This window comes from Vibrio sp. YMD68 (genome assembly GCF_029958905.1).
Taxonomy (GTDB): Bacteria; Pseudomonadota; Gammaproteobacteria; order Enterobacterales; family Vibrionaceae; genus Vibrio.
Genome location: NZ_CP124614.1, coordinates 2192890 through 2214985, shown reverse-complemented (window position 1 = coordinate 2214985; position 22096 = coordinate 2192890). Strand labels below are relative to the sequence as shown.

General features: G+C 43.9%; 20 protein-coding genes. 11 read left to right on the top strand and 9 right to left on the bottom strand.

From position 1 onward, the window contains the following. Positions 1-218: 218 nt before the first annotated feature. The 4 genes from QF117_RS15960 (at position 219) to QF117_RS15945 (ending at position 4767) form a co-directional block, all read left to right on the top strand. On the top strand, positions 219-938 hold the full coding sequence (locus QF117_RS15960) for a winged helix-turn-helix domain-containing protein (RefSeq protein ID WP_282386759.1): 720 nt from the start codon (positions 219-221) through the stop codon (positions 936-938). Then, the gene (locus QF117_RS15955; RefSeq protein WP_282386758.1) at positions 935-2572 is read left to right on the top strand and encodes an ATP-binding protein; all 1638 of its coding nucleotides are present in this window, start codon (positions 935-937) and stop codon (positions 2570-2572) included. The genes QF117_RS15960 and QF117_RS15955 overlap by 4 nt, the downstream gene beginning before the upstream one ends. A gap of 75 nt (positions 2573-2647) precedes the next feature. Then, on the top strand, positions 2648-3649 hold the full coding sequence (locus tag QF117_RS15950; protein WP_282386756.1) for a DUF2860 family protein: 1002 nt from the start codon (positions 2648-2650) through the stop codon (positions 3647-3649). Between the two features lie 17 nt (positions 3650-3666). Further along, on the top strand, positions 3667-4767 hold the full coding sequence (locus QF117_RS15945) for a hypothetical protein (RefSeq protein WP_282386754.1): 1101 nt from the start codon (positions 3667-3669) through the stop codon (positions 4765-4767). A 93-nt stretch (positions 4768-4860) separates the two neighbouring features. On the opposite strand, the gene QF117_RS15940 is transcribed toward QF117_RS15945, so the two are convergent. Then, positions 4861-6027 (bottom strand): twin-arginine translocation pathway signal protein, encoded by a 1167-nt coding sequence (locus QF117_RS15940; RefSeq protein ID WP_282386752.1) that lies wholly within the window; start codon positions 6025-6027, stop codon positions 4861-4863. Between the two features lie 152 nt (positions 6028-6179). On the opposite strand from QF117_RS15940, the gene QF117_RS15935 reads away from it, so the two are divergent. Beyond that, entirely contained in the window at positions 6180-6638 is a 459-nt protein-coding gene (locus QF117_RS15935) for a MarR family winged helix-turn-helix transcriptional regulator (RefSeq protein ID WP_282386750.1), read from the top strand. Positions 6639-6878: 240 nt separating this feature from the next. On the opposite strand, the gene QF117_RS15930 is transcribed toward QF117_RS15935, so the two are convergent. Continuing rightward, the gene (locus QF117_RS15930; protein WP_017033898.1) at positions 6879-8429 is read right to left on the bottom strand and encodes an alanine/glycine:cation symporter family protein; all 1551 of its coding nucleotides are present in this window, start codon (positions 8427-8429) and stop codon (positions 6879-6881) included. Positions 8430-8921: 492 nt separating this feature from the next. Here QF117_RS15930 and QF117_RS15925 point away from each other — a divergent pair, with 492 nt between their 5' ends. From QF117_RS15925 to QF117_RS15900, 6 genes are all read left to right on the top strand, one after another. Beyond that, positions 8922-10136 (top strand): iron-containing alcohol dehydrogenase, encoded by a 1215-nt coding sequence (locus QF117_RS15925; RefSeq protein WP_282386748.1) that lies wholly within the window; start codon positions 8922-8924, stop codon positions 10134-10136. 335 nt (positions 10137-10471) lie between these two features. Continuing rightward, complete coding sequence (locus QF117_RS15920; RefSeq protein ID WP_017033896.1) at positions 10472-10780, top strand: PTS sugar transporter subunit IIB; 309 nt, start codon at positions 10472-10474, stop codon at positions 10778-10780. 14 nt (positions 10781-10794) lie between these two features. Next, positions 10795-12129, top strand: a complete 1335-nt coding sequence (locus QF117_RS15915; protein WP_282386746.1) for a PTS transporter subunit EIIC — start codon at positions 10795-10797, stop codon at positions 12127-12129. An 8-nt stretch (positions 12130-12137) separates the two neighbouring features. After that, positions 12138-12482 carry a PTS lactose/cellobiose transporter subunit IIA gene (locus tag QF117_RS15910; protein WP_282386745.1) on the top strand — a complete coding sequence of 115 codons (345 nt, stop codon included), beginning with the start codon at positions 12138-12140 and terminating at the stop codon, positions 12480-12482. Further along, entirely contained in the window at positions 12479-13369 is an 891-nt protein-coding gene (locus QF117_RS15905; protein WP_282386744.1) for a dihydrodipicolinate synthase, read from the top strand. Before QF117_RS15910 ends, QF117_RS15905 begins: the two co-directional genes overlap by 4 nt. Positions 13370-13600: 231 nt before the next feature. After that, the gene (locus QF117_RS15900) at positions 13601-14107 is read left to right on the top strand and encodes a DUF3087 domain-containing protein (RefSeq protein WP_282386743.1); all 507 of its coding nucleotides are present in this window, start codon (positions 13601-13603) and stop codon (positions 14105-14107) included. A 101-nt stretch (positions 14108-14208) separates the two neighbouring features. On the opposite strand, the gene QF117_RS15895 is transcribed toward QF117_RS15900, so the two are convergent. From QF117_RS15895 to QF117_RS15865, 7 genes are all read right to left on the bottom strand, one after another. Further along, entirely contained in the window at positions 14209-15345 is a 1137-nt protein-coding gene (locus QF117_RS15895; protein ID WP_282386742.1) for an ABC transporter permease, read from the bottom strand. Then, entirely contained in the window at positions 15342-16499 is a 1158-nt protein-coding gene (locus QF117_RS15890; protein ID WP_282386741.1) for an ABC transporter permease, read from the bottom strand. The genes QF117_RS15895 and QF117_RS15890 overlap by 4 nt, the downstream gene beginning before the upstream one ends. 22 nt (positions 16500-16521) lie before the next feature. Continuing rightward, the gene (locus QF117_RS15885; protein ID WP_282386740.1) at positions 16522-17496 is read right to left on the bottom strand and encodes a biotin/lipoyl-binding protein; all 975 of its coding nucleotides are present in this window, start codon (positions 17494-17496) and stop codon (positions 16522-16524) included. Beyond that, positions 17493-18911, bottom strand: coding sequence for a TolC family protein (locus QF117_RS15880; RefSeq protein WP_282386739.1), 1419 nt, complete (start codon positions 18909-18911; stop codon positions 17493-17495). Before QF117_RS15880 ends, QF117_RS15885 begins: the two co-directional genes overlap by 4 nt. Before the next feature lie 219 nt (positions 18912-19130). Beyond that, positions 19131-19601: a DUF3429 domain-containing protein gene (locus tag QF117_RS15875; RefSeq protein WP_282386738.1), complete on the bottom strand. Its 471-nt coding sequence runs from the start codon at positions 19599-19601 to the stop codon at positions 19131-19133. Positions 19602-19611: 10 nt separating this feature from the next. Further along, the gene (locus tag QF117_RS15870; protein ID WP_282386736.1) at positions 19612-20151 is read right to left on the bottom strand and encodes a glutathione peroxidase; all 540 of its coding nucleotides are present in this window, start codon (positions 20149-20151) and stop codon (positions 19612-19614) included. 187 nt (positions 20152-20338) lie between these two features. After that, the gene (locus QF117_RS15865; protein ID WP_282386734.1) at positions 20339-21904 is read right to left on the bottom strand and encodes an arylsulfatase; all 1566 of its coding nucleotides are present in this window, start codon (positions 21902-21904) and stop codon (positions 20339-20341) included. Between the last annotated feature and the right edge of the window lie 192 nt (positions 21905-22096).

The following is a 22096-nucleotide window of genomic DNA, read 5'->3' as shown; positions in this document are numbered from 1 at the left end:
GTAAACAAATAATACAACGTCGCTGCGAGGGTGTTCGTTTTGAGCAATACACGCTCACGGTTACAAAAGGCTTAGAAGTGAAAGAGCGGATGAAGATAATTCATCCGCTCTTTTTGTATAGAAGGCTCACATTTTTCTTTCTTAGTCACAAATGGTCACACAGCCAGTCATAGGCTTGAGTTATAGTTCCCTCATGAATCATCATTCCGTTTGTGCCCATGAATTTATCTGCCTCTTTTAACATTATCCTTGTTGAAGACGACATAGAACTTGCTGAGTTAATACGAGATTTCCTTCAGAATTACGAGTTTACTATCGAGATAGTTTCCGATGGGATTACTGCGGTTGATGCGATCTTAACAAAACATCCTGATCTTGTTATTTTGGATGTGATGCTTCCAGGGCAGAGTGGTATGGAGGTGTGCCGAGCAATTCGTTCTCAATACCTTGGCATGATTTTGATGCAAACCGCGTTGGACGATGATATTGATCAGATGATGGGGTTAGAGCTTGGTGCGGATGATTACATTGTCAAAAAAGTAAAGCCACGTCTTTTGCTTTCAAGGATAAGGGCATTGCTAAGACGTCAAGAGCGAAACGCGCTAGAAAACAGTCAAGATCTTCTCCAACTAGGATCGCTTTTCATCAACCTTCAACATCGAACTGTCACCCTTAATCAACAACCCATTAAGCTGACAACATCTGAGTTTGAGCTTCTTTATCTACTAGCTAGACATGTTGGCAGTGTCGTATCACGGGACGATATCGCGCAGCATATCCGAGGGTTTGAATACGATGGGCTTGACCGTTCTATCGACCGAAGAATATCGCGTTTACGTCGTTCGCTTCATGATGATCCGAATGAACCCGAACTGATAAAAACCGTGCGAGGCGTGGGTTACCAGCTTTGTTTGGCTTCGGGGGAAGAAGTTGCATGATTAAAGCGTTTTCGATTTTGTGGCTTGCTGTCTTTGTGCCCATTGTTCTTCTTATGATTCCCACATCTATTAACCCTATTCAGCGTATAAGCGAGTCCTTTTCAGAAGACTTTTATAAACAGACCTATAGTGCTAATTTTGAAATATTGAGTGAAGAATTGCTGGCACTTCCGAAAAACCAGTGGCAATCGACGATCGCCAATTATTCGGCTCACTTTGGTTACCCACTGAAACTTCAACCTATCGAAGAGTATAAGTCTGAATCTAGTCTTTACGATGCTCTTCAGCGAAGGGAAATCAAATTTTTGTATGGTGATCCAATGGCCCTATTGCAGCGTGTAGGCGATAGCGATCAAGTGATCTATTTGGCACTGAATGAATCCACAGAACTTGCGGTACTCAATCAAGCAAAAGGGGTGCTGTATTTGGCCGTAAAGGACTTACGCCGTTATCCAGAGAGTGAGTGGGCGCAAATAATAGCCACTCAAAATTCAAATATTCCTTTTCAAATTAGCTTAAAAACAGACAGTGAATTGTCACCAGAGGCAACAAAAGCGCTCATTGGCAAATCCCAAGAAACTATCTCGTATACTAATCACCTAGGAGAGATAAATTTACTGGCTCCTGTCGCCCCTAATGTTTGGCTTCATGTACAAGACAACATCTCAACTGCGACTGAAATGAAACTGATTTCTGCAATTGTAATCTTCTTCTTTCTGTTCATATCAATTGCCATGGTGATGTGGGTCTACCCATTGTGGCGAGATTTAAAGCGGCTAGTTAGGACGTCGAATGAGTTCGGACAAGGTGTGCTTTCTAAACGTGCAACGGCATCGAAAATGTCCGTTATCTCGCAGCTAAGTGATTCATTTAATAAAATGGCGGACAATATTCAGAAACTCATTGCAGGGCAAAGAGAGCTAACCAATGCGATTGCCCATGATTTGAGAACGCCTCTGTATCGCCTTCGTTTTGCTTTAGAAATGGCAGAAGAGACAGACACACCTGAAGAGTTAAAAGAGAAGTACAGGCAAACCATCCATTCGAGTATCGACGATCTTGATCACCTTATTAATCAGAGCCTGCTCCTGTCTCGTTACAACCGAGTTGCGGATATGAACCAGTTCTCTAACTGCTGTTTTTCCGATTCATTAATCACCGAAGTGGAGTATTTCAAGCTAGAGAATCCAGTTCTGGATATACGTTTCTATTGCTCCCCCGATCTTAAAGAGCAGCAGTTGTTTATTGATAATAAAGGGTTAATGAGAGCGGTTAAAAACTTACTGACTAACGCGAGCCGCTTTGCTAAAGAAACGATTACTATCTCGTTTGAAGTAGAGGGTGGTCAATATCGAATCTTAGTGGAAGACGATGGGGTAGGTATACCTATTGAACAGGCTGAACGAATATTTGAACCTTTTGCTCAACTCGAGAATCAAGAGAGAAGAAGCGATAAAGGGCATGGGTTGGGCTTGGCTATTGTTAAACAAATCATGATTTGGCACAAAGGTACCGTCAGTATCGGAACCTCTTCTCCTCAAGGCGCGGTGTTTGAACTCTCATGGCCAATACATCCTCTACTCAGTGAGACGAAATTAGACAATGTGACCAACTTGGACACAAATCGTCCATAAAACGACAAAGACTCATTCATGATGTGAATGTTAATTTTGATGTGTCCAATGATTGGTCACTCACAAGGAATTAACATGAATTTCTCACCGCCTATGAAAGGCATTTTACTCGGTGCTATCTGTACCTTTATCTCACCTGCGAGTTTTGCAGAAGCGGATCCGTTCACCCCAGGTTTCAGTGGTGGTATTAGCCTCAATGTCGGTGTAGGCGAAAGCCAATCGCAGAGTAACACTCATGATGACAATGCCATTACCGGCGACTTAAACAACAGTGGTAAAACAGTCGAAAGCGTCTCACCTTTTATTCTCGGTCGATTGCAATACAGTTTTGGGAATACGCTAATTTTCCTTGGTAATAGTGAAGACCAAATTGCAGAAGCGCAGTTCCAAGCTGAAGTTGGGGTCGCTCATAGACTGAATAAACAGTTAACCTTAACCGCTGCGATATTTGGTAACTTGCCAGGGATGGACGAGGTATGGAGAGACCCATACTTGATCAATCAAAAGAGAGAAACTACAGAACAATCGGTAGCTGGAATCCGTTTTGCACTCGACATAAACTCAGCGTTGCCCATTACGCTAAAATATGCAGCGGCGTCCAGTGAGGTAGAAAAAGAGGACATAGGAGCATCGCAATCCTTATCTTCAGAGGCGATCTCTCTACTCGATAGGGAAAGTAACTACCAACGTTTTGGTACTGAAATGGCTATCCCGCTTAGCCACTCCTTTGTTCTTGCTCCTGCCCTTTATTACACCACGAGAGATGCGAAAGGTGATGCCAATAGTTTTGACGAAATAAGCGCTCAGCTCTCTATTGTCTTTGACCGCTCTAAGCACAATCTTGTGACCACGTTAAGAAGCAGTAAAGCTGAATATGATTCAGAAAATCCTGTCTTTAATCTAAAGCGAGACTATGACGCATTTGGCTTGTTTTCCATTTACAGCTACAGCGAGCCTTTAAATTGGCGTAACGCTCAGTTGCTTGTTATGGCGGGCTACCAAAGCCAAGACTCAAGTATCAATTTCTATGACAGTCACAATACGTTTGTATCCACTGGCTTTAGCTACCGATTTTGATGAGAGGAAGACAGAAAATGAAGAATCCTAAAAGTGCATTCCTGATTGTATTACTGCTTATCGTATCCGGCTGTGATAGTGATGATATTAACGGTACTAACGATCTAACGAAACCAACGGTTGATGCCGGGGTCGATCAGGTGCACACATTGCCGAAAACAACCCTTACTTTGAAAGGCACAGCGAAGTCATACCCTAAGAATTTTTACAGTATAAAGGAGACAAAATGGACTCAATTGTCCGGGCCACAACAACTCACCATACTAAATAATACGGATCTAACGGCGACGTTAATGAACCCGACAACGGCGGGTACGTATGTTTTTGAGTTATACGTAAAAGACAGTGGTGGCAGAACCAATACGGACAAAATGAAGATCATTCTTCAAAATACATCTGTTATGTCCATGGCTCGGACAACGACGGGGTATGCGGATGATTATGAAGCGGTGTGGCGTTCGGTTGCAGAAGATTACGTTGATTATGTCGATATAGAGCAAAAATGGCAGTCGATGTATCAACCGTATTTCGTTGAGGCTGAAAATATACAGTTGGAACAAGAGTGGCAAAGCCTGCTCAAGAAAATGGCTGATGAGGTGGGAGACAAAAACTTAGTCGCGCAAACCATAAATCGGACGCAAAGTGTTTCAACTTATTCCGAGCAAGAGACTGATTCAGCGCCAGCTCCAAGTCCCGTCATTCAATGGGAGAACAGTAATAATATAGGAGTCATCACGTTTAATGATTTGAGTTCTCTAAGCTTAACGCAGTTAAACCGTGAGATTCAGGAAGCCGTGTATGCTTTACAAGATACACACGAGTTGTGGCTTAAATTTCCTGAAGACATCGCCATTAGCGAACAAAAGACCTTACAACTACTGTCTTGGTTTACTTTCCAGTCGACAAGCTTGCGTTTAGAGACGAGTCAGGGGGAAGAAGAGACGATTGCAATTATGCGCAACCCATTACTCACTCAGTCGACGGTGCAGGTTAAAGGCAATCACACCAATCACTCTGTCGTGACGTTGCAGAGTTACCTCTTAGGGCAAGCTCAGGGTGAGGAGAGTTTTAGCTTTAAGCGAAAATTTGTTTTGCTATCAACCCCATTGGGAAATTAGTTTTTCGACAAAACAAAACAAAACAAAACAAAACAAAGCGATGTTCATTGTGAACATCGCTTTCGTGACGCTAGTACATAGCCAGTACTCTGCTTAACTTCTCATTAACTGGGAAACCACGCGTCTTGCACTGGGTGGTGTACGATTGGCTTTTCCTAATCGAAACAACATTTGTACAGTGTCGTCTTTGCTTATTTGAAATGTCTCTTTAAACGATGCTTGAAGTGGCAACATATCAGAATACTCTTGCAATACTTGGCTCATTGGGTGTTGAACAAGCCCCATTGCGGTCGTTTGAAGGTTAAGACGGGCATAGTCTTGTCCAACTTTTACCTGGTCAAGGCGGGTATTACCAGCACTACTGATCCAACCGAAGGTTTCTGTTGAGGTGACCGTGTCTTTAACCATAACGACGCCCTGGCGGTCAAACTCAGTAGGGTCGAGTTCGACCTCTTTTCTTGAAGGAAAGAAGTTTTCAGCAATCATCTTTTTAATTCCGGTCACGCCTGACTGAGCGACGCCAAATCCATCTCGGTACTTCTTCACTTCATCGTCATTGAACCGAAACATTGCAAGGGTTTCATGGCTGCGATCTTTATCGTTGACCTCAATTTGCATGGCCTCAGTTAAGATTCTTTCCAGATGGTTTTTGTCAGTCGCTGACTGGGTGATGGTTAACGGATATTGACCACGTTTGTTGGTAAAGGCTTTCAGAGTATCCACTTCTGCTTGGGTCAGCTGATAATTGTTGTACCCACGTTTATTGGACTGTCGTGTTAATAAGTGAGCAAAGAGCGGGTCGGGGGTGAATGTTGACTGCTTGTTGAGTACAACAGAAGCGACAGGTTTGTCGAGTAATTCCGTATTGCTGTACATACCTTGAGGAAAATAATCGAAGCTGGCTTCATAGCCTAACCCCGTCGCTGCAATGGCAAGGGTTTCTAAAAATGTGCCTTGGCCGATATGGATTTGGCGGTAAATCGGGTCGGTCTCTGGCAGCAGCCGGTTAGGATCCACATAAAGGTCAAAACTGAGTGGCCCTGTCAGCTTAATTATCCAAGGTTGTATATTGTGTGGATTTGGACTCAGAATCGCATAAGAGAGCACCTGCATACGAATATCTTGCTGCTCAGGCGAAGGTCCATTCCACCCATAGTTATCATCAGGCGCTTCACTGCTGTTCACGCTTATGATTGCGCTACTCAGTGTCGCCGCTCCGATACCGACTCCCACGACTTTAATAAAGTTTCTACGGTTCATATCTCGATCCCTCTGGTAAAAAATAATATTGATTCCTTGGAATGTATAGTATATTCCAAAGAATGAATTAGCAAGTTAGTATTTTAAATGAGCACATTGTTCGTGTTTTAAACAATGTTTTGTCTTCATGTAACATTGCTGGAGGAACAAATGTGAACGCGAGAAAACAGAGTGAAGCCCAATTAATGGTGCACCTTGGTATTGTGCGTCAGTTAATCGCAACCCGCGAAGCAAAGCTCTTCGCTGATATGCCGTTAAACCCTTCTCAATTTGGTGTGTTGAACCATTTTACTCATAATCCAAAACGAAGTTGGACGGTTACCGAGTTAGTGAATGTGATGGAAATGAATCAACCGGGCATTACTAAAATTGTGACGGTTTTAGTCGATAAAGAGCTACTGGAATCGATTTCTGATGATCAGGATAAACGCCGTCGCCATCTTAAAATTACGGATAAAGGCTTAACCTTGTGTCAGGAAATAATGAACGCGTTACTTCCTAATATTTCGCATGTTTTTGAAAGTTGGGAGGATGATGAACTAGGGGAAATGAAAGAGCATATTCACAAACTAATGCGATGGTTAGACGATAACAGAGATAGTTTTGCCTAACGATTTGGCCACGATTTTGATAGTCAACTTGATAGTATCGCTACATACTCGATGAGGTTCTTGGTTGATACGGAATACTTACCTTGGAATGGCAGCCATAAAAAAACAGCAGATAAATTATCTGCTGTTTTTGGTTTTTAACGTTGCTCGTCAAGTGAACTGTTTAGCTACTTTTCTCAAAGCTATAGCTTCATTGCATGGTACATATCATCATTGTGCGATACACAGTACCTAGATGAATTAAGCGTCTTTGGTTACGTTTGAGGCAGCTACATTAGAGACGTTGTACACCTTTCCTGCCTTGTGGCGCTCTAAGTAGTCAGCTAAATCACGCTTGATTTCAGGCACTAAAATATAAAGTCCAACAATGTTGACCAGTGCCATTGAGAAAATCATCGCATCTGAGAAATCGATAACAGGGCCTAAGTTCATCGCTGAACCGATAACCACGAAGACACAGAACTTCACTTTGAAGATGATTTCAGCCGTTTTGCTCTCGCCAAATAGGTATGTCCATGCTTTTAGACCATAGTAAGACCAAGAAATCATGGTAGAGAAAGCAAACAGAACCACGGCAATAGCAAGGATGTATGGGAACCAACTGATTGAGCTACCAAAGGCCGCTGATGTGAGTTCTACGCCAGCCAGACCAGAATCGTTATCAAGGTAACCTGTGATAATGATAACCAGTGCGGTCATGGTACAAATGACGACGGTGTCGATGAAAGGTTCTAGTAAAGACACAAACCCTTCTGACATAGGTTCTTTTGTTTTTACGGCTGCGTGAGCAATAGCCGCAGAACCAACACCCGCTTCGTTCGAGAACGCTGCACGTTTGAAACCTTGGATAAGAACGCCAATCACACCACCTGCAATACCTTCACCAGTAAACGCACCATTGATGATAGCCGCGAAAGCATCGTCTATGCGGTCAAAGTTCATACCGATGATGATAAGTGCGGCACCAACGTAAATAGCCGCCATGAAAGGAACGACTTTCTCGGTCACTTTTGCGATAGATTTGATACCACCAATAATAACGATACCTACGATAACCGCTAGAATGATACCAAACAACCAGCCTTTATCAGCAAGGAATGACGCGTCTCCGCCAGTTACGCCAACCACCTGTTTAAAAGCTTGGTTAGCTTGGAACATGTTACCACCGCCAAGTGCTCCACCAATAGCAAACACTGAGAATAGAACCGCCAGTGTTCGACCTAAAGCTGCGTTTCCACGTTTCGCTAGGCCTTTACTCAGGTAATACATCGGGCCGCCTGAAACGGTTCCGTCTGCATTGGTATTTCGGTATTTCACACCGAGAGCACACTCTACAAATTTGCTCGACATACCTAAAAGACCAGCAAGGATCATCCAGAACGTTGCACCAGCGCCACCAAGAGAAACCGCGACAGCAACCCCGGCAATGTTACCTAGGCCAACTGTGCCTGAAAGGGCAGTGGTGAGCGCTTGAAAGTGAGAGACTTCGCCATCTTCTTTCGCTTTAGGATTACTGAATTTACCAGAAACCAACTCTAGTGCGTGTTTGAATCCACGAACGTTAATAAAGCCGAGGTAAAAAGTAAAAAAGGTGGCAGCGACAACCAACCATAAAACAATCCAAGGCACCTGCACGTCTGTAAAAGGGAAAGGAATGGTCGAGAAGATCATTCCTACAAATGGGTTGACGATAGGTGCGACGACTTCGTTAATTTTTTCATCTAAGCCAGCGGCTGCAACATTGCCTGCCGCTGCGCTGCCAAGGGTGGCGAGCATTATTTTTTTGTACATCATTTTTCCTGTCTGAATAAATTAGTTATAAAAGATTAATAGTTATAATTTTTGGTATTGATATTTATGTTGTGTGTTACATATCTGCAACATCCTTATTATTCCGTTACAAATCTTTGGTGCAACATTTTTGTCTGTTAATTTGAGCCAGAGTTTGTTTCGTGCACTTAGACTAAAAATGAATTGATTTGTGCTGACATTTCTATTAGTAAGAGGGTTTTATTAGGCTAAAGGCGGGAAGCGCAGTGCATTGGGTGACTACTTATGTGGTTTCTGATGGTTTTTTATTCAGCGGTTATATCCTGATTATGAGGATTCACTAGCATGTTGTGGTGAAAAGTCGCTTGATGCGTTATTGGCGTTAGCTCACGATTAAGCGCTAAAGGTTTAAGATTAATAACATTTAGTTTGAAAAAGGTGACGTTTAAACTAGAGATAACGCCTTGTATTGCCTAGGCTAGGTATATCGGGGCATCAAAACAGAGACTTATAATGGAACAAAAGCTCTATTACTTACTGCACAAAATGTACATGAGGGTATTAAAGGTTGCCGCTAAGTTTCTTCCTATCTCAAAGCCCACTTTGTTTTTAGGCAAAGATTCACTGTCGCAGCTTTGTCACAGTGTTTCCATTATGGGCGTTAACCGAGTGCTGGTGGTTTCAGATGAAGGTATTGAAAAGCTAGGGTTTATCAAAAGGCTGGTCTTTGAGTTTGAAAGAGTAGGGGTTCATTGTGAGGTGTTTAATGGCGTGATCCCTGACCCAACTTATGATCAAGTTGAAGCCGGACTTGCGTTATACCACAAGCACAAATGCCATGGTGTTGTCGCGATTGGTGGTGGGTCTTCTATTGATTGTGCAAAGGTTATCGCGGCCTGTGTTACCAATAAAAAACCGATTAAAAAACTGGTCGGGATTCTTCGAGTATGGAAAGCGCCAGCGCCACTCTTTGTATTGCCGACTACCGCAGGTACAGGTTCGGAGGTGACGGTTGCCGCTGTCGTATCTGATCCAAAAACGCATTTGAAAACACCTTTAATGGACCCTAAATTGGTGCCTATTGCCGCCGCATTAGATCCCAGTCTTATGCTGGCGTTGCCCGCGCACATTACCGCACAAACAGGCATGGATGCGCTGACACACGCTGTTGAGGCTTATATTTCTGGTAATGCAACCGCTGAAACCGACCGATATGCGATTGCTGCGGTTAAACTTATTGATGAGAATTTAGTCAAAGCGGTGAAGTTTGGTCAGAATTCAACGGCACGTCAAAGAATGGCGCTGGCATCCTATTACGGGGGGCTAGCATTTACCAAAGCCAGTTTAGGTTATACCCATGCCATCGCACACTCTATTGGTGCTAAATACGGTACACCGCATGGGTTAGCCAATGCCATCATACTGCCTTATGTTTTAGAGCACTCAAAGTTTGAAGCGAAAGGTCGATTGGCAAACCTAGCCGATACTCTTGATATTGTTGATCGCCGTGCAAGTGATACGGTTAAAGCCCAAGCATTCATCGACTACATTAAAGTATTGTGTCTAAAGCTGGATCTACCCGGCCATTTTGACGTCATTATTGATGAACACGTTTCAGAGCTTGCACAGCAATCATTACGTGAAGCTCACTGGAACTATCCTGTTCCTAGGTACATGCAGCAAGAAGAGTGTGAACAACTTATAGCCAGTATGGCGCATATAAAATGACGGTTAAGTAGACACTCAAGCCTAACCGTTTTATACCTAATACCTTTCTAACCACTTTGCCTTGTTACTTTGTCAGGGCTGGGCCTTTCTTATTTTTTTATCATCAAATACAAGCCTGTTTTTTAATTTATTAGAAATACTTCAAAATATTGAATATTTATATATTTTCGGTCAATGATTTTTATTCCTTATATATCAAAATCTTATGCTACTTTTTTTGATCTTCTTTAATACTCGTATTTGTTCATATATCCATCTCTGTGACTTGTGATTTATTTATTCATTATTTTGAAGATTATACTTGGCTCTTAATTTCTTCTACTAGGAAAGCCACGATGAAAATATTTTTATGTTGCTCCGCAGGAATGTCCACCAGCATGCTTGTGACCAAAATGAAAAACTCAGCCCATGAAAAGGGGGTTTCTTGTGAGATCAATGCGTATTCAATCTCAGAGTTTGAAGAACGGCTACTAGAAAATGATGTGTGCCTGGTTGCGCCCCAAGTAAAGTTTAGATTTGAGCACTTTAAGCAACGTGCCAATGAGGAAGGAAAAGCGTGCGACCTTATAGATATGCTGAATTACGGAATGATGAAAGGGGATGTCATCCTTGATCAGGCCATCGGTCTCTACAAATCACTTTGATAAAGGAAGTTGTTATGAGTGTTATGAACCAGATTACCCATACCATAGAACGTGTGATCACCCCTGTTGCCTATAAAGTTTCAACTCAGCCTCATGTTAATGCCGTGAAGGATGGTTTTGTTGCGACTATGCCTTTTTTAATCGTCGGCTCATTATTGCTTGTTCTCGCGTTCCCTCCGGGAAACAGCAACGCGTTTTTGGCTGGTTGGCAATCCGTTGTTGATGCGATTGGGCAAGGGAATATTCTGTCCGCTTTTCAAGTCAGTATGGGTATTTTTGCCCTGTATGCGGCGTTTTCGATAGGGTTTAATTTAGCTGAGCATTACAAACTAAGAGCGCTGAACTCGGGTTTGCTGTCGATGTTTACGTTTCTATTGGCTGTTGCCCCTGTCCAATTCATTGCCGACCATGGTGGTATTATGCCCATTGCCCATTTAGGGGGAGCCGGTGCATTTACCGCCATAATCTGTGGTCTTTTTGTTCCAGAGTTTCAACGCTTTCTTTTAAAATACAATATTCGTTTGAAACTGCCAGAAGCGGTACCGCCAAAGATTTCTGCATCCTTTGATCTACTGATTCCCATCGTATTACTGACGGTGATTGTTGTGTCGCTTAATGTCACGCTGGGTTACAACGAATTGAACATTCCAACCGCTGTAATGGAGTTGTTTAAGCCAATTGTCGCAGCGTCTGATTCTTTCTTTGCTTGTTTGCTTGCGGTCATATTAATCCAACTTTTATGGTTTGCTGGGATACACGGTTCGCAAGTCGTTGTGGTCGGAATTCTTTATCCAATACTGATCGTCAACCTTGGCTTGAATCAAGAAGCATTAGCGGCGGGCCAGGAATTGCCTAAGATTTTCGTCAACCCAGTACTGGATTTCTTCATTTTTGTTGGAGGCGCAGGTGGTACATGGGGGCTTGTTGTGCTCATGATGCGTTCTAAAGCGACCCACCTTAAAACCATAGGTCGTATGTCTATTATTCCAGGGACATTTAACATTAACGAACCGGTTATCTTTGGTACTCCGATCGTTATGAATGTGAACTATTTTATTCCTTGGATGTTATCGCCAATCGTGAACACCTGCATTGTGTGGATGGCGTTCAAAACGGAATTGATTTCAAAAGTGGTGGCTCTGCCACCTTGGACTATGCCCGCCCCAATTGGTGCAGTGATGGCGACCAATTCATCCCTCGCAGCAGTTGTCGTCGCGGTTTGTGTTGTTGTCAGTATGGCTATTTTCTATCCATTCTTCAAAGCGCATGAAAAACAACTTCTAGAAGAAGAAAACAAAAACGCTCAGGAAGAAACGCAATCTCAGCCAACACCACAACCCAGTGTTTAGGATAAACGATGAATCAATTAATTAGTCAAGAAAGTGATATTAGTGAAGAGTTTCTTATGACATTACTTTGCGAAGTAGGTCAGGCAAAGTCTTCTTTCATGCAAGCGATGTTTGAGGCTAGACAGAGCAATTTCTCTGAGTCAATGACGTTATTAGATCATGGAGATGAAGCGCTCGCGAACGTTCATAAAAGCCAAACCTCTCTTATAGGATTTGATGAAGGTGAAGGAAAGGTTCGGATGACGCTCATTTTAACTCATATACAAGACCACATCATGACCACAATGTTGTGCCGTGATCTCGCTGTAGAAATTATTGAACTGCGAAAAGAAATGAAAGGAGTGACATCATGAAGAAACGAATTTTTGACTTAACGAAAGCCGACATCAATCAGTTGACTCGAAAAGAACTGGTTGAGTGTATTCGTATTTCTGAGGGGCGAGCGATGATGGTGGAAAACGTTGTCTCCGCAGATCCACCTTTTGACCTGGTATCGGGCGCGGAGATAGCGGCCAGCTTGGGGGCTGATTTTATTACTTTGAATTGTCTTGACCTTTTTGACCCTAAAGCAAATGTAAATGGCGCGGCCAATCATCAAGTGAACGATCACTTTACGATTACAGAGCTAAAAGAACTAAGTGGACGCTTGATTGGGTGCAATTTGGAGCCCGTTCCTGCAGGTTTTACCGACATCCAAATCGGCCGTTCAGTGACAAAAGAAACCGTGGAAGAAGCGGTTCGTCTTGGGCTCAATTACATCATGTTAACGGGAAACCCTGGCATGCTCGTTTCCCAAGAGACGATTTTAGAAGCAATAAAACTGGTTCGCCAAGTGTCAGATGACATTCTGATCATTGCCGGAAAAATGCATGGTGGCGGCATCGGTAATGATTACAACTTAGACATTGTAAACCAGTTTTCCGAGGCAGGGGCAGATGTAATGATGTTCCCTGCGCCTTATACAACACCCGGTGCCACACCTGAAATGGCGTACAAAATGATGACCGCCGTTCATGAAAGCAATATGCTCGGTTTGTTAGCCATTGGCACTTCTCAAGAAGGGGCGAGTGAACAGTTTATTGAGCAAGTAACCATGGCCTCAAAGGCATCGGGAGCAGACATTGTTCATATTGGTGATGGAGGTTATGGTGGATTAGCGGTACCGGAAAACATCATAAGAATGGGCATCACCCTCCGAGGTCGTCGACATCAGTTCAAACGCATGGCCAACCGCCGGTAATTGAATGGAATAAAGAATTAACTCAAGCAGCTGCTCCCCCTATCTTTAGTCACCGGTGGTTGTTTGAGTTGCTTTATGCCTACCCTTATAAATTATCTCGTATTATCTTTAACGCACGGTATAATTCTCAGCCCAAGTCGGCGAGTGAGTTGTTGATGCTGGTTGGCGGCTTTGGGGCTGACTGCTATTGAGGTTAACGGCTGTGGGATTAACGGTGAATTTGGAGTACGGATGCAATTAGTCAATATAGATAAGAAAACATATCGATCGCGCCTTAATGTGGTCATTGTAGGGTGTATCGTCAGTTTGGCTATGGCCAGTTTAGCTATTTCACAAACCCTTATCTTGATCTTCCCTTCAGATACTGGCTCACATTTTCACTGGAACTTGTTAGGTGTGGTTGTTAGCGCCATCATTTTAGGGTTCTCTCTCGTTAAACTGAAAGTGCACCCGTTTATGTTTGAAGTTGCGTATGTGTGGGATTTAAAACAGTCGCTAAATTTAATCTACCGTAAAAATAGAAAGTTACTCGCAGCCGCTAAACAAGGAAATGAAGATGCGTTATTGGCTCTCAAGTTTAACTATTCAGCGTCTCGTCAGTTGTGGGAATTAGATGATAATACAATCACCTTAGAGTCTCTAACAAAGTCGGAAAGTCAGCTCGAACTTTGGCTGCAAGAGTTTGATTTTCAACCCGATATTGCGAACTATCACAAAGGGCTACTGCAGGCTTTTTGATTGCTCGCACGTTGATTGCTCGCACGTTGATTGTTCGCACGTGATACATCACATGCTGACATCCCCCGTACTGATACGCCACGTTCTGATTTAGCGCCTTACTATTGGCATGTTTTTATTTGTTTATAGATGATCCCGCCAAGCGAACACAGCCAAAATAGAACCAACAGCCAAAGGTGAGTGAATTGGCTGGCGACCTGTTGCCAGCTTGCGCCCATTTGGTTGAGTGATAGAAATCCTGGTATCGCAGACGTGCTTGGGATGAATTGTGCTAACCCAAGTAGTGGCGCTGGGATCATCTCAACCGGCCAAATGAATCCTGCTAAAAATATCAATGGCATGGAGCTAATAAGAACAATCACTGTCACTAACTCTCGTCTGGGCACCCAATAACCAATAACATAACCAACCAAACAGCAAGCCACTAAAAATGGGATCAACAGTGCCACAATGTCATGCGGTTTCGCTAAGGTATTGATACCATAATAGCTAAAGCTGGCACCAAAATAGTACCCGCTGAGCACAAGATAGATACCTACGAGCAAAACCGTTCGGACAAGAAGTGCCATGATATGCTCACGGCCAGTCCATGAATGAGTGGCGGCTTTTTGAGTGGCGACCAGTAAGCCAGCGGCCATGACCAATGTCTGTTGAAGAATCAGCACAAAGACAGCTGGAACCACATAATCGACATAGCCCATGCGTGAGTTAAAGGTGGGCTTTAGGTTTGCCTTAATACTTGAATACTGGTTGGTGGCAGAGCCGATAGGTTCCCCACCTGCGATAAGCTGCGCGACTTTTACCTCTGCGCCCAGTGTTGCCCCCGTTTGTGCGAGCCCTTCAACGACCGTGCCGTAAACGAGAAAATACGAAGCGTCCCCGGCATAGGCCAATGTTGGGCTTGCCCCTATCATCAAGTCTTTATAAAAGTGTTCAGGGATAACCAGAATCCCACTTATTTTACCATCGATGAAATCACTTTTAGCCGCTTCTATGCTGTAGCTTCGTTGTACGACTTGAACTTGAGGGGTCGCGTTGACCATGCGCTCTAGCTTAAAGCTCACTGCACTGTTATCTAAGTTTACAATGGCGATCTTTTGCTCTAACGGCGATTGTTGTGAGTAAGGCAATGGGTATAGGAATGAGTAGAATATCACGCCACCAAAAACAGTCAGAATGACGGCTTTGTTATTAAAGAAGTCGCGGATTTCGCTTTTTAGCAGCGTGACAAAACTCATTGCGCTTGTTCCTTTCGGTAATGCTGTTTGATGAGCCACAAGCACAGTAATGCGGCAAAGAAATAACCAAGCATTGGAGTGAGGTGTGCCATTGAGTCTAATGCTGAGACACCGTAACTGGCTTGGGATACCTGAACCTCAATATAGTGACTGACAGGAAGAAGTGCACGCCACCACTGAGCCAGCATATTCATGTCAGTAACGGGAAATGTAATCCCCATGAAAGCAAAGCTTGGTGCTGTAAATGCCCCGGCGAAACTCATGGCTCTGGTCGCATCTAGAGTGAGGAAAAAGAATAAACAGCCCATGATCATGCACGCTAAAATCATCATGAATTGCGCCACAATAATGGGTAGAAATACGCCCTGCATCGGCCATCCAAGCCCTTGATAAAACCATGCTAAAAACAGAACACCTTGCAAAGCAAACACCCCTACATACCCTTTGAGCGTATGGTAAAGAGTGTGTATTGGTGATGAGCCCAACCATGGATGTAAGCCGTCAAATCGACGATAATTAGCGGCGAGAACCATGATCGTACTCACGACGATCACCACTTGCCATAAAGCAGGCACGATAGCCGAAACCAAAAACTGCGCATAGTTGGTGTTTTGATTAAACAAAGCGGTAATTTGTGTGGATACTGGAACCGCTTTGCCGAGTGCCGAAAGGGGGGGGGTATCACCAAATGACAGGTTCTGAACCGTTTCAATGGATGCATTGAAGTATCCGATCGACTGCATAACGGCGGAATTTATCAGGCGACCTACGAGTATGTATTGGCTGTTGTAAAATACGGAGACTTGAGGCAAAGACTGAAGGTAGATGCCTTTATCAAAACCGTCTGGGATGACCACATAGGCATAAATTCGGCTTTCTATCAGCGCGTCTTTTGCCTGACCGACATCTGAAAATTGCGTTTCAATCTTCAGAGTCGAAGACGCATCAAGCTGGTGACTCAAGCGTTTAGACATGGGGCTATGAGCCAGATCCACAACACCAATAGGTAAATCACGAGCGATGCCGGCAGAAAAGATTCCCCAGATGCACAGCGCTAAAGCAATCGGAATCCAAGATACGCAGGCAAACAGCCACTTGTCCTGTTTTAATATCTGATACTGTTGGCGAAGATACTTTTGGCGAATTAGAGCCATGCTAAATCCCTGTCAATATTGCTTAAAGTTCAACAACAAGGCTCATGCCCATACGAAGTGATTCAGTGGAATCGGTAGGACGCGCTTCAACTTCAAAGGTTCGCAAATCAAACCCTTGTGATGCATCCGTTGATCGCCAAGTAGCAAAATCGCCCATCACAGCTACATGCATGACGGTGAAAGAGATGGTTTTATCCAGCGCCGGTAGAAAGGCATCAAACTGCGTGCCTTTGGTGAAATGCTTGAGGTAATCTTCACGCACATTCAATACCGCCCAAGCATCCTGAGTATCAATAACGGTGACGACAGGAAAGCCTTGTGGTGCGAGTTCACCACTTTGCAATAAGACCTGAGAGACTTCGCCATCAAACCAACTTTCTATCTGGGTGTCTTCGGCAAAGGCTTCGACTTCAGCAACCGCCCCAGCCGCCATTAAGACTTTCTCTGCGGCCGCAATCTTGGTTTCATCTCGAGCGCCTTCTTTGGTCAGTTGATACATTTGAAATGCGGCACTTTCTGTGTACTTGGCTGCTTGCCATTGGGTTTTTACTTCATCGCGTTTCTGCTCGGCAACCACGCCGTCGTTAAATAAGTTGTTGATTCTTTGGTACGTCTTCTCAAGTAAATCTGCCGCCGACTTTGCTTTTAACCATTGGTCTTTGGACGCTTGTATTTGTTGTGTCCGAGCGCCATTTTCAGCCTCAGATGCGAGTGCGCCAGCGGCTTTTTCCCCAGCTTTTGCCTGGGCAAGTTTGGCTTCAATTTCAGGGCTGTGAAGAGTGAAAATTAAATCACCTTGTTTCACCTTGTCACCTTTACGGACCAAGACTTGATTAATTCTTCCCGGAACCTTTGACGAAATGCTGTACTGCTGGGCTTCTATCATGCCTTGCAAGCGAATAGGTTTTGGCTGATAAGCTTGATAAAAGCTGAACCCAACCCAGGCAACAACACCAACGACCAAAGAAGACGCTAAAAGAGGTTTGAGAGATTTCATAATGATTCCTTGCTGGTCATAACATAAGCGTTAGATTGATATTGGTGGTAAGTGTTCATTTCGCTGGTCAGTGCGAGTAACTTATTGAGTGAAACAAGGTAATGGAAACGTGCCGCCGATTGCTGAGTTTGAATGCTGGCTAAGTACAATTGCGCATCGACGACTTCAAGCGAGGTGGATAATCCTTGCACAAAGGCCCGTTCGCGAAGCTTCAAATTTTCAGTGGCTAACGCAATACTCGATTCTAGCCCCAGAACTTCATCGATGGATTGTTGCGCTTCAAGGTAGGTCTTTTGCACCAGTACAGACAGATCTTCTCTCGCTTGCGCTTTGAGTGAGCGGACTTGCTGAACCATGCTATTGGCGGCTTTGACTGTGTGGCTTCGGCCTGACGATTCAATCAAAGGAATACTCACACCAACCCCCACCATCCAGTCGGGTTTCATTTGGCTGGCTAAGGTGTCATCTTCATGCAGGCTATAGTCGCCATACAGATACACCTCTGGGTAGTACTTTCCTTTTTCCGCTTTAATTAGGCTACTCGCTTGCAGCTCTTTTGCATCAAGAAGTTCAAGGCCAGGGTAGGTAGCGAGCGTTTGATCGATGAATATTTGCATGGGAGGCAGTTGTTGATTGATGAACAGTGCTTCCGAAGGCGTGACGATACTACTTTGAGCCAAAATCTTACTCAATGCGGATTGCGCAATGTCTAAATTACTTTGTGCTTTGCGTGTGTCGACTTTTGCTTTGTCAAAAGAGGCTTCAGCTTGCAACCGTTCTACCCGAGCGACCTGACCTTGCTCTTCAAGCTTAATGGCAAAATCAAGGTGTTGTGAAAGTCCGCGTTCAACATCGGATCGTGTTTTAAGCACTTCTTTCGCCAGAACAACGGAAAAGTAATACTTACTCAGATCTTCATAGCGAGCTTGCGTTTCCATTTTGTATTGGCTTTTTGCTTCCTCTGTTTGGCCTCTTGCGGCTTGTTGTGCAGCAGTAATACGGCCGCCAGTAAAGACGGGCCACACGGCGCGAATTGACGAGGTGAAAATATCTTGCTCAGTGATCGTGGTTTCAACCCCACCGAGAATAGGAAGCAAACTGGATAGCATGGCACCAGAGCTGCCGCCAATGGATGGAAATGTTGTCGCTTCGGCCAGTTGTGACCCAGTAACGGTAACGTCACTGTCGAGACGCGTATAATTTGCCCCCAGGGTGACAGAAGGTAGATTGAGGTTGCCTTTCGCATCTTGCAAATGCTGATGACTTTCTACATTCGAGCGTTGTGCAGCAAGCGAATGATTATTGTCTTGTAGCAGTTGCCACGCTTGATCGAACGTAATGGCCGCACTGTTAGCTGTGGCAGAAAACACGCCGGCAGACAACAGAATGATTGAATGTAAAAAGGTCGTTTTCATCTACAATGCCAAATTTAGAGTAATAACTCTAATATACAGGATTCCGCGAAGAGTGCGATGCTTTTTTCATCTGTTTTGGTTCCAATAGATTGGCTTAATAGGCATTAATGAACCGATACATTGGAAGCGTGTTTAATTATTTATCGAGCTAGATGACGCCACTTTCACTGCAAGGGCTGCGTACTGCGTTGGGCCATGTAAATATCAAGGGATAACGTTTTATATTAGAAAAAGTATCAGGTGCATCGTCAAGACGACACTTGTTAGTATAACCCTCATCTGAGAATACGGGGCTAAATGGGGTAATGACGCCCCCTTATTTGGTGATGAGGCACGTCTAAAATCGCTTAAGATCGCAGGGTATTCAGTGGCTAACACACAAAAGTAGCCGACCATAAGAAGCAAAAGAGCGGCACCGATCGAATTTTCAACTTGAAGTAGGCTAACCCAAGCTAAAATAGCAAAGACATTACTCAAAATCAGGGTCAATGAACGGTTAGGTTTCTCTATACTTCTTCCCCACAGCGCACCAGATAAAAAACTGAGAATAATAGCGCTGTACGTTATAAACAGAACATGATCTTCTATGTTGACTAACTCTTTGTCAATAATGACGAGTCCTAACCCAAGACAAAAGGGAGCAAGCCCTAAATACCCAAGCACCGTGATGACTCTGTTCATTGTTAGCATAACCTTGATCCTAAAGTTGTTGTTCAATGGCTTTGGTGAGAGTGATGTTTAGCGGTGAAGTCGTGCTCGGAAATGTTGCGATGACTTTTCCTTCCTTATTGATTAAAAACTTATAAAAATTCCATTTAGGTGTCACCCCTGCTTGCTTACGGATCTCAGTAAACACGGGATTTGCCTCTGCCCCTTTCAAAGAGCCTCTCGCCATCATCGGAAATGTCACACCATAATCGAGATAACAGATATTGGCCGTTTGCTCTTCGCTTCCTCTGTCTTGGAAAAAGTCATTACTTGGGAAGCCGATTACCGAGAATCCTCTGTCTTTGTAGGTTAAATGAAGCTGTTCTAATTCTTTATATTGCGGTGTAAATCCACACTGGCTAGCGGTGTTGACAACCAACAGTGCCTTACCTTTGAAAGCCTCGCACAAGTCAACTTCTTCGTTAGAGTTCAGCAGACGCTGTTTGCCGATGAGGATGTCAGGGCAGGATTCAGCATGAGAAAAAGGGCTAGCGGCTCCAAGCAGCAAAAACGTGATTAAGAGACATTTCATCGCATCGATTCTTTTTTATATTCAGTGTTGATATGTACTAAAAACGGGTAAAGATCGATCACTTTTAAAGTGTATTAGGTTAGATGTCTTTCGATTGGCAGCAAAGGCGGTAAAGAAAAAGCCCGAGAGCATATTTACTCTCGGGCTTTTCAAATTAATCAAATGTAAATTCAATTAACTCAGTGATTTATTGCATCACTTTCTTGTGTACAGCGTCAAGTTGCTGAAGCTTACTTTGCAGCATGAGTACGTTCTGGTTAAAGTTACCAGGGTTCAGTACTTGGCTTTGCTGCATTGGGTAGCCAGGAATCGTTGACAAGAAAGATTGTACTTCATTACCTACTGGTACGAATAACCACATGTTGTCAGCCATCCAACGCATGTATAGACCAGACTCGTGCGGCGCTTTTTCAAATGGGTCTGCACGCAGGTGAACGATTGACGGCCAGTTCGTTTGGAAACGAATACCATCAGCAATGTTACCTTCCATGTGTGCGAACTGAACTTTAAAGTCGCCAGTACGAACCGCATCTAGCTCAGCATTTGCAGAGAAGTACATCAGAGAATCACGAGGACCTTGCTCTTCTTTACCTTGGAAGAAAGGTAGGAAGTTGTGGCCATCTAAGTGAACACGCCAATCTTTACCGTTGTAACGTGCGCCTTTGTCTGACTTTAATTTCTCAACAACTTTGTCATCACCAGCGGCAGCAAGAAGTGTTGGGATCCAGTCTTTGTGGCTCATCATGTCGTTGATTTTAGTACCTGGGTCGATAGTACCAGGCCAACGTACAAGTTGTGGTACACGGAAACCGCCTTCCCAAGTTGTGCCTTTTTCGCCGTGGAAGAAGGTTGCACCGCCATCAGGCCAAGTCCCCGTTTCTGCACCATTATCGGTAGAGTAGATTACGATTGTGTTGTCAGCGATTTTTAGTTCGTCAAGTTTATCTAGAAGAACACCCACGTGATCATCGTGTTCCATCATACCGTCTGCATAGATACTCACTCCAGAAATGCCTTGGTATTTCTCTTGTAGACGAGTCCAAACGTGCATGCGAGTGGTGTTGTGCCAGATGAAGAAAGGCTTGTCAGCTTTCACTGCGCGTTCCATGAAGTCTAGGGAAGCTTCTAGGAATTCTTCATCTGCATTTTCCATACGCTTACGCGTCATTGGGCCTGTATCTTCAATCTTGCCATCAGCCGTTGACTTGATAACACCGCGAGGTGCGTATTTAGCGCGGAACTCAGGGTCTTTAGGGTAGTAGTATGTTTCTGGCTCTTCTTCAGCATTTAGGTGGTAAAGGTTACCAAAGAATTCGTCAAAACCGTGCGCTGTTGGAAGGTGCTTATCTTGGTCACCCATGTGGTTTTTACCAAACTGAGCCGTCATGTAACCTTGCTCTTTTAGTAAGTCAGCAATAGTAGGAGCCCAATCAGGAATACCATGATCAGAACCAGGCATGCCGATAGTCAAAAGACCAGTACGGAAAGGTTCTTGACCCGTTAAGAATGCAGCACGGCCGGCAGTACAAGATTGCTGGCCATAGTGGTCAGTAAATAGTGCACCTTCGTTAGCAATTCGGTCGATATTTGGGGTCTCGTAGCCCATCATACCGTGGTTGTATGCGCCAATGTTGAAAATACCAACATCATCACCCCAAATGGCAAGAATGTTTGGCTTCTCTGCTGCTACAACTGCGGTAGATGCGGCTAGTAAGCTAGCACCCATAGCAAGTTGCTTAAAATTAGTACCCATAAGGACTCCGTTTTTTACATTGAGATTAATGCGTTAAGTTAACGCATCGATGGCAAAACATTAATCTCAAAAAGCGTGGCTGTCCTTTTATAGTGGTTATAACCAAAAGTTATACTTACTGTGACGTATTGAATGATTTTAACGACTGATGATGGAAACACTCTTCGTTCAAACAACGCTAGGAAATAGAAC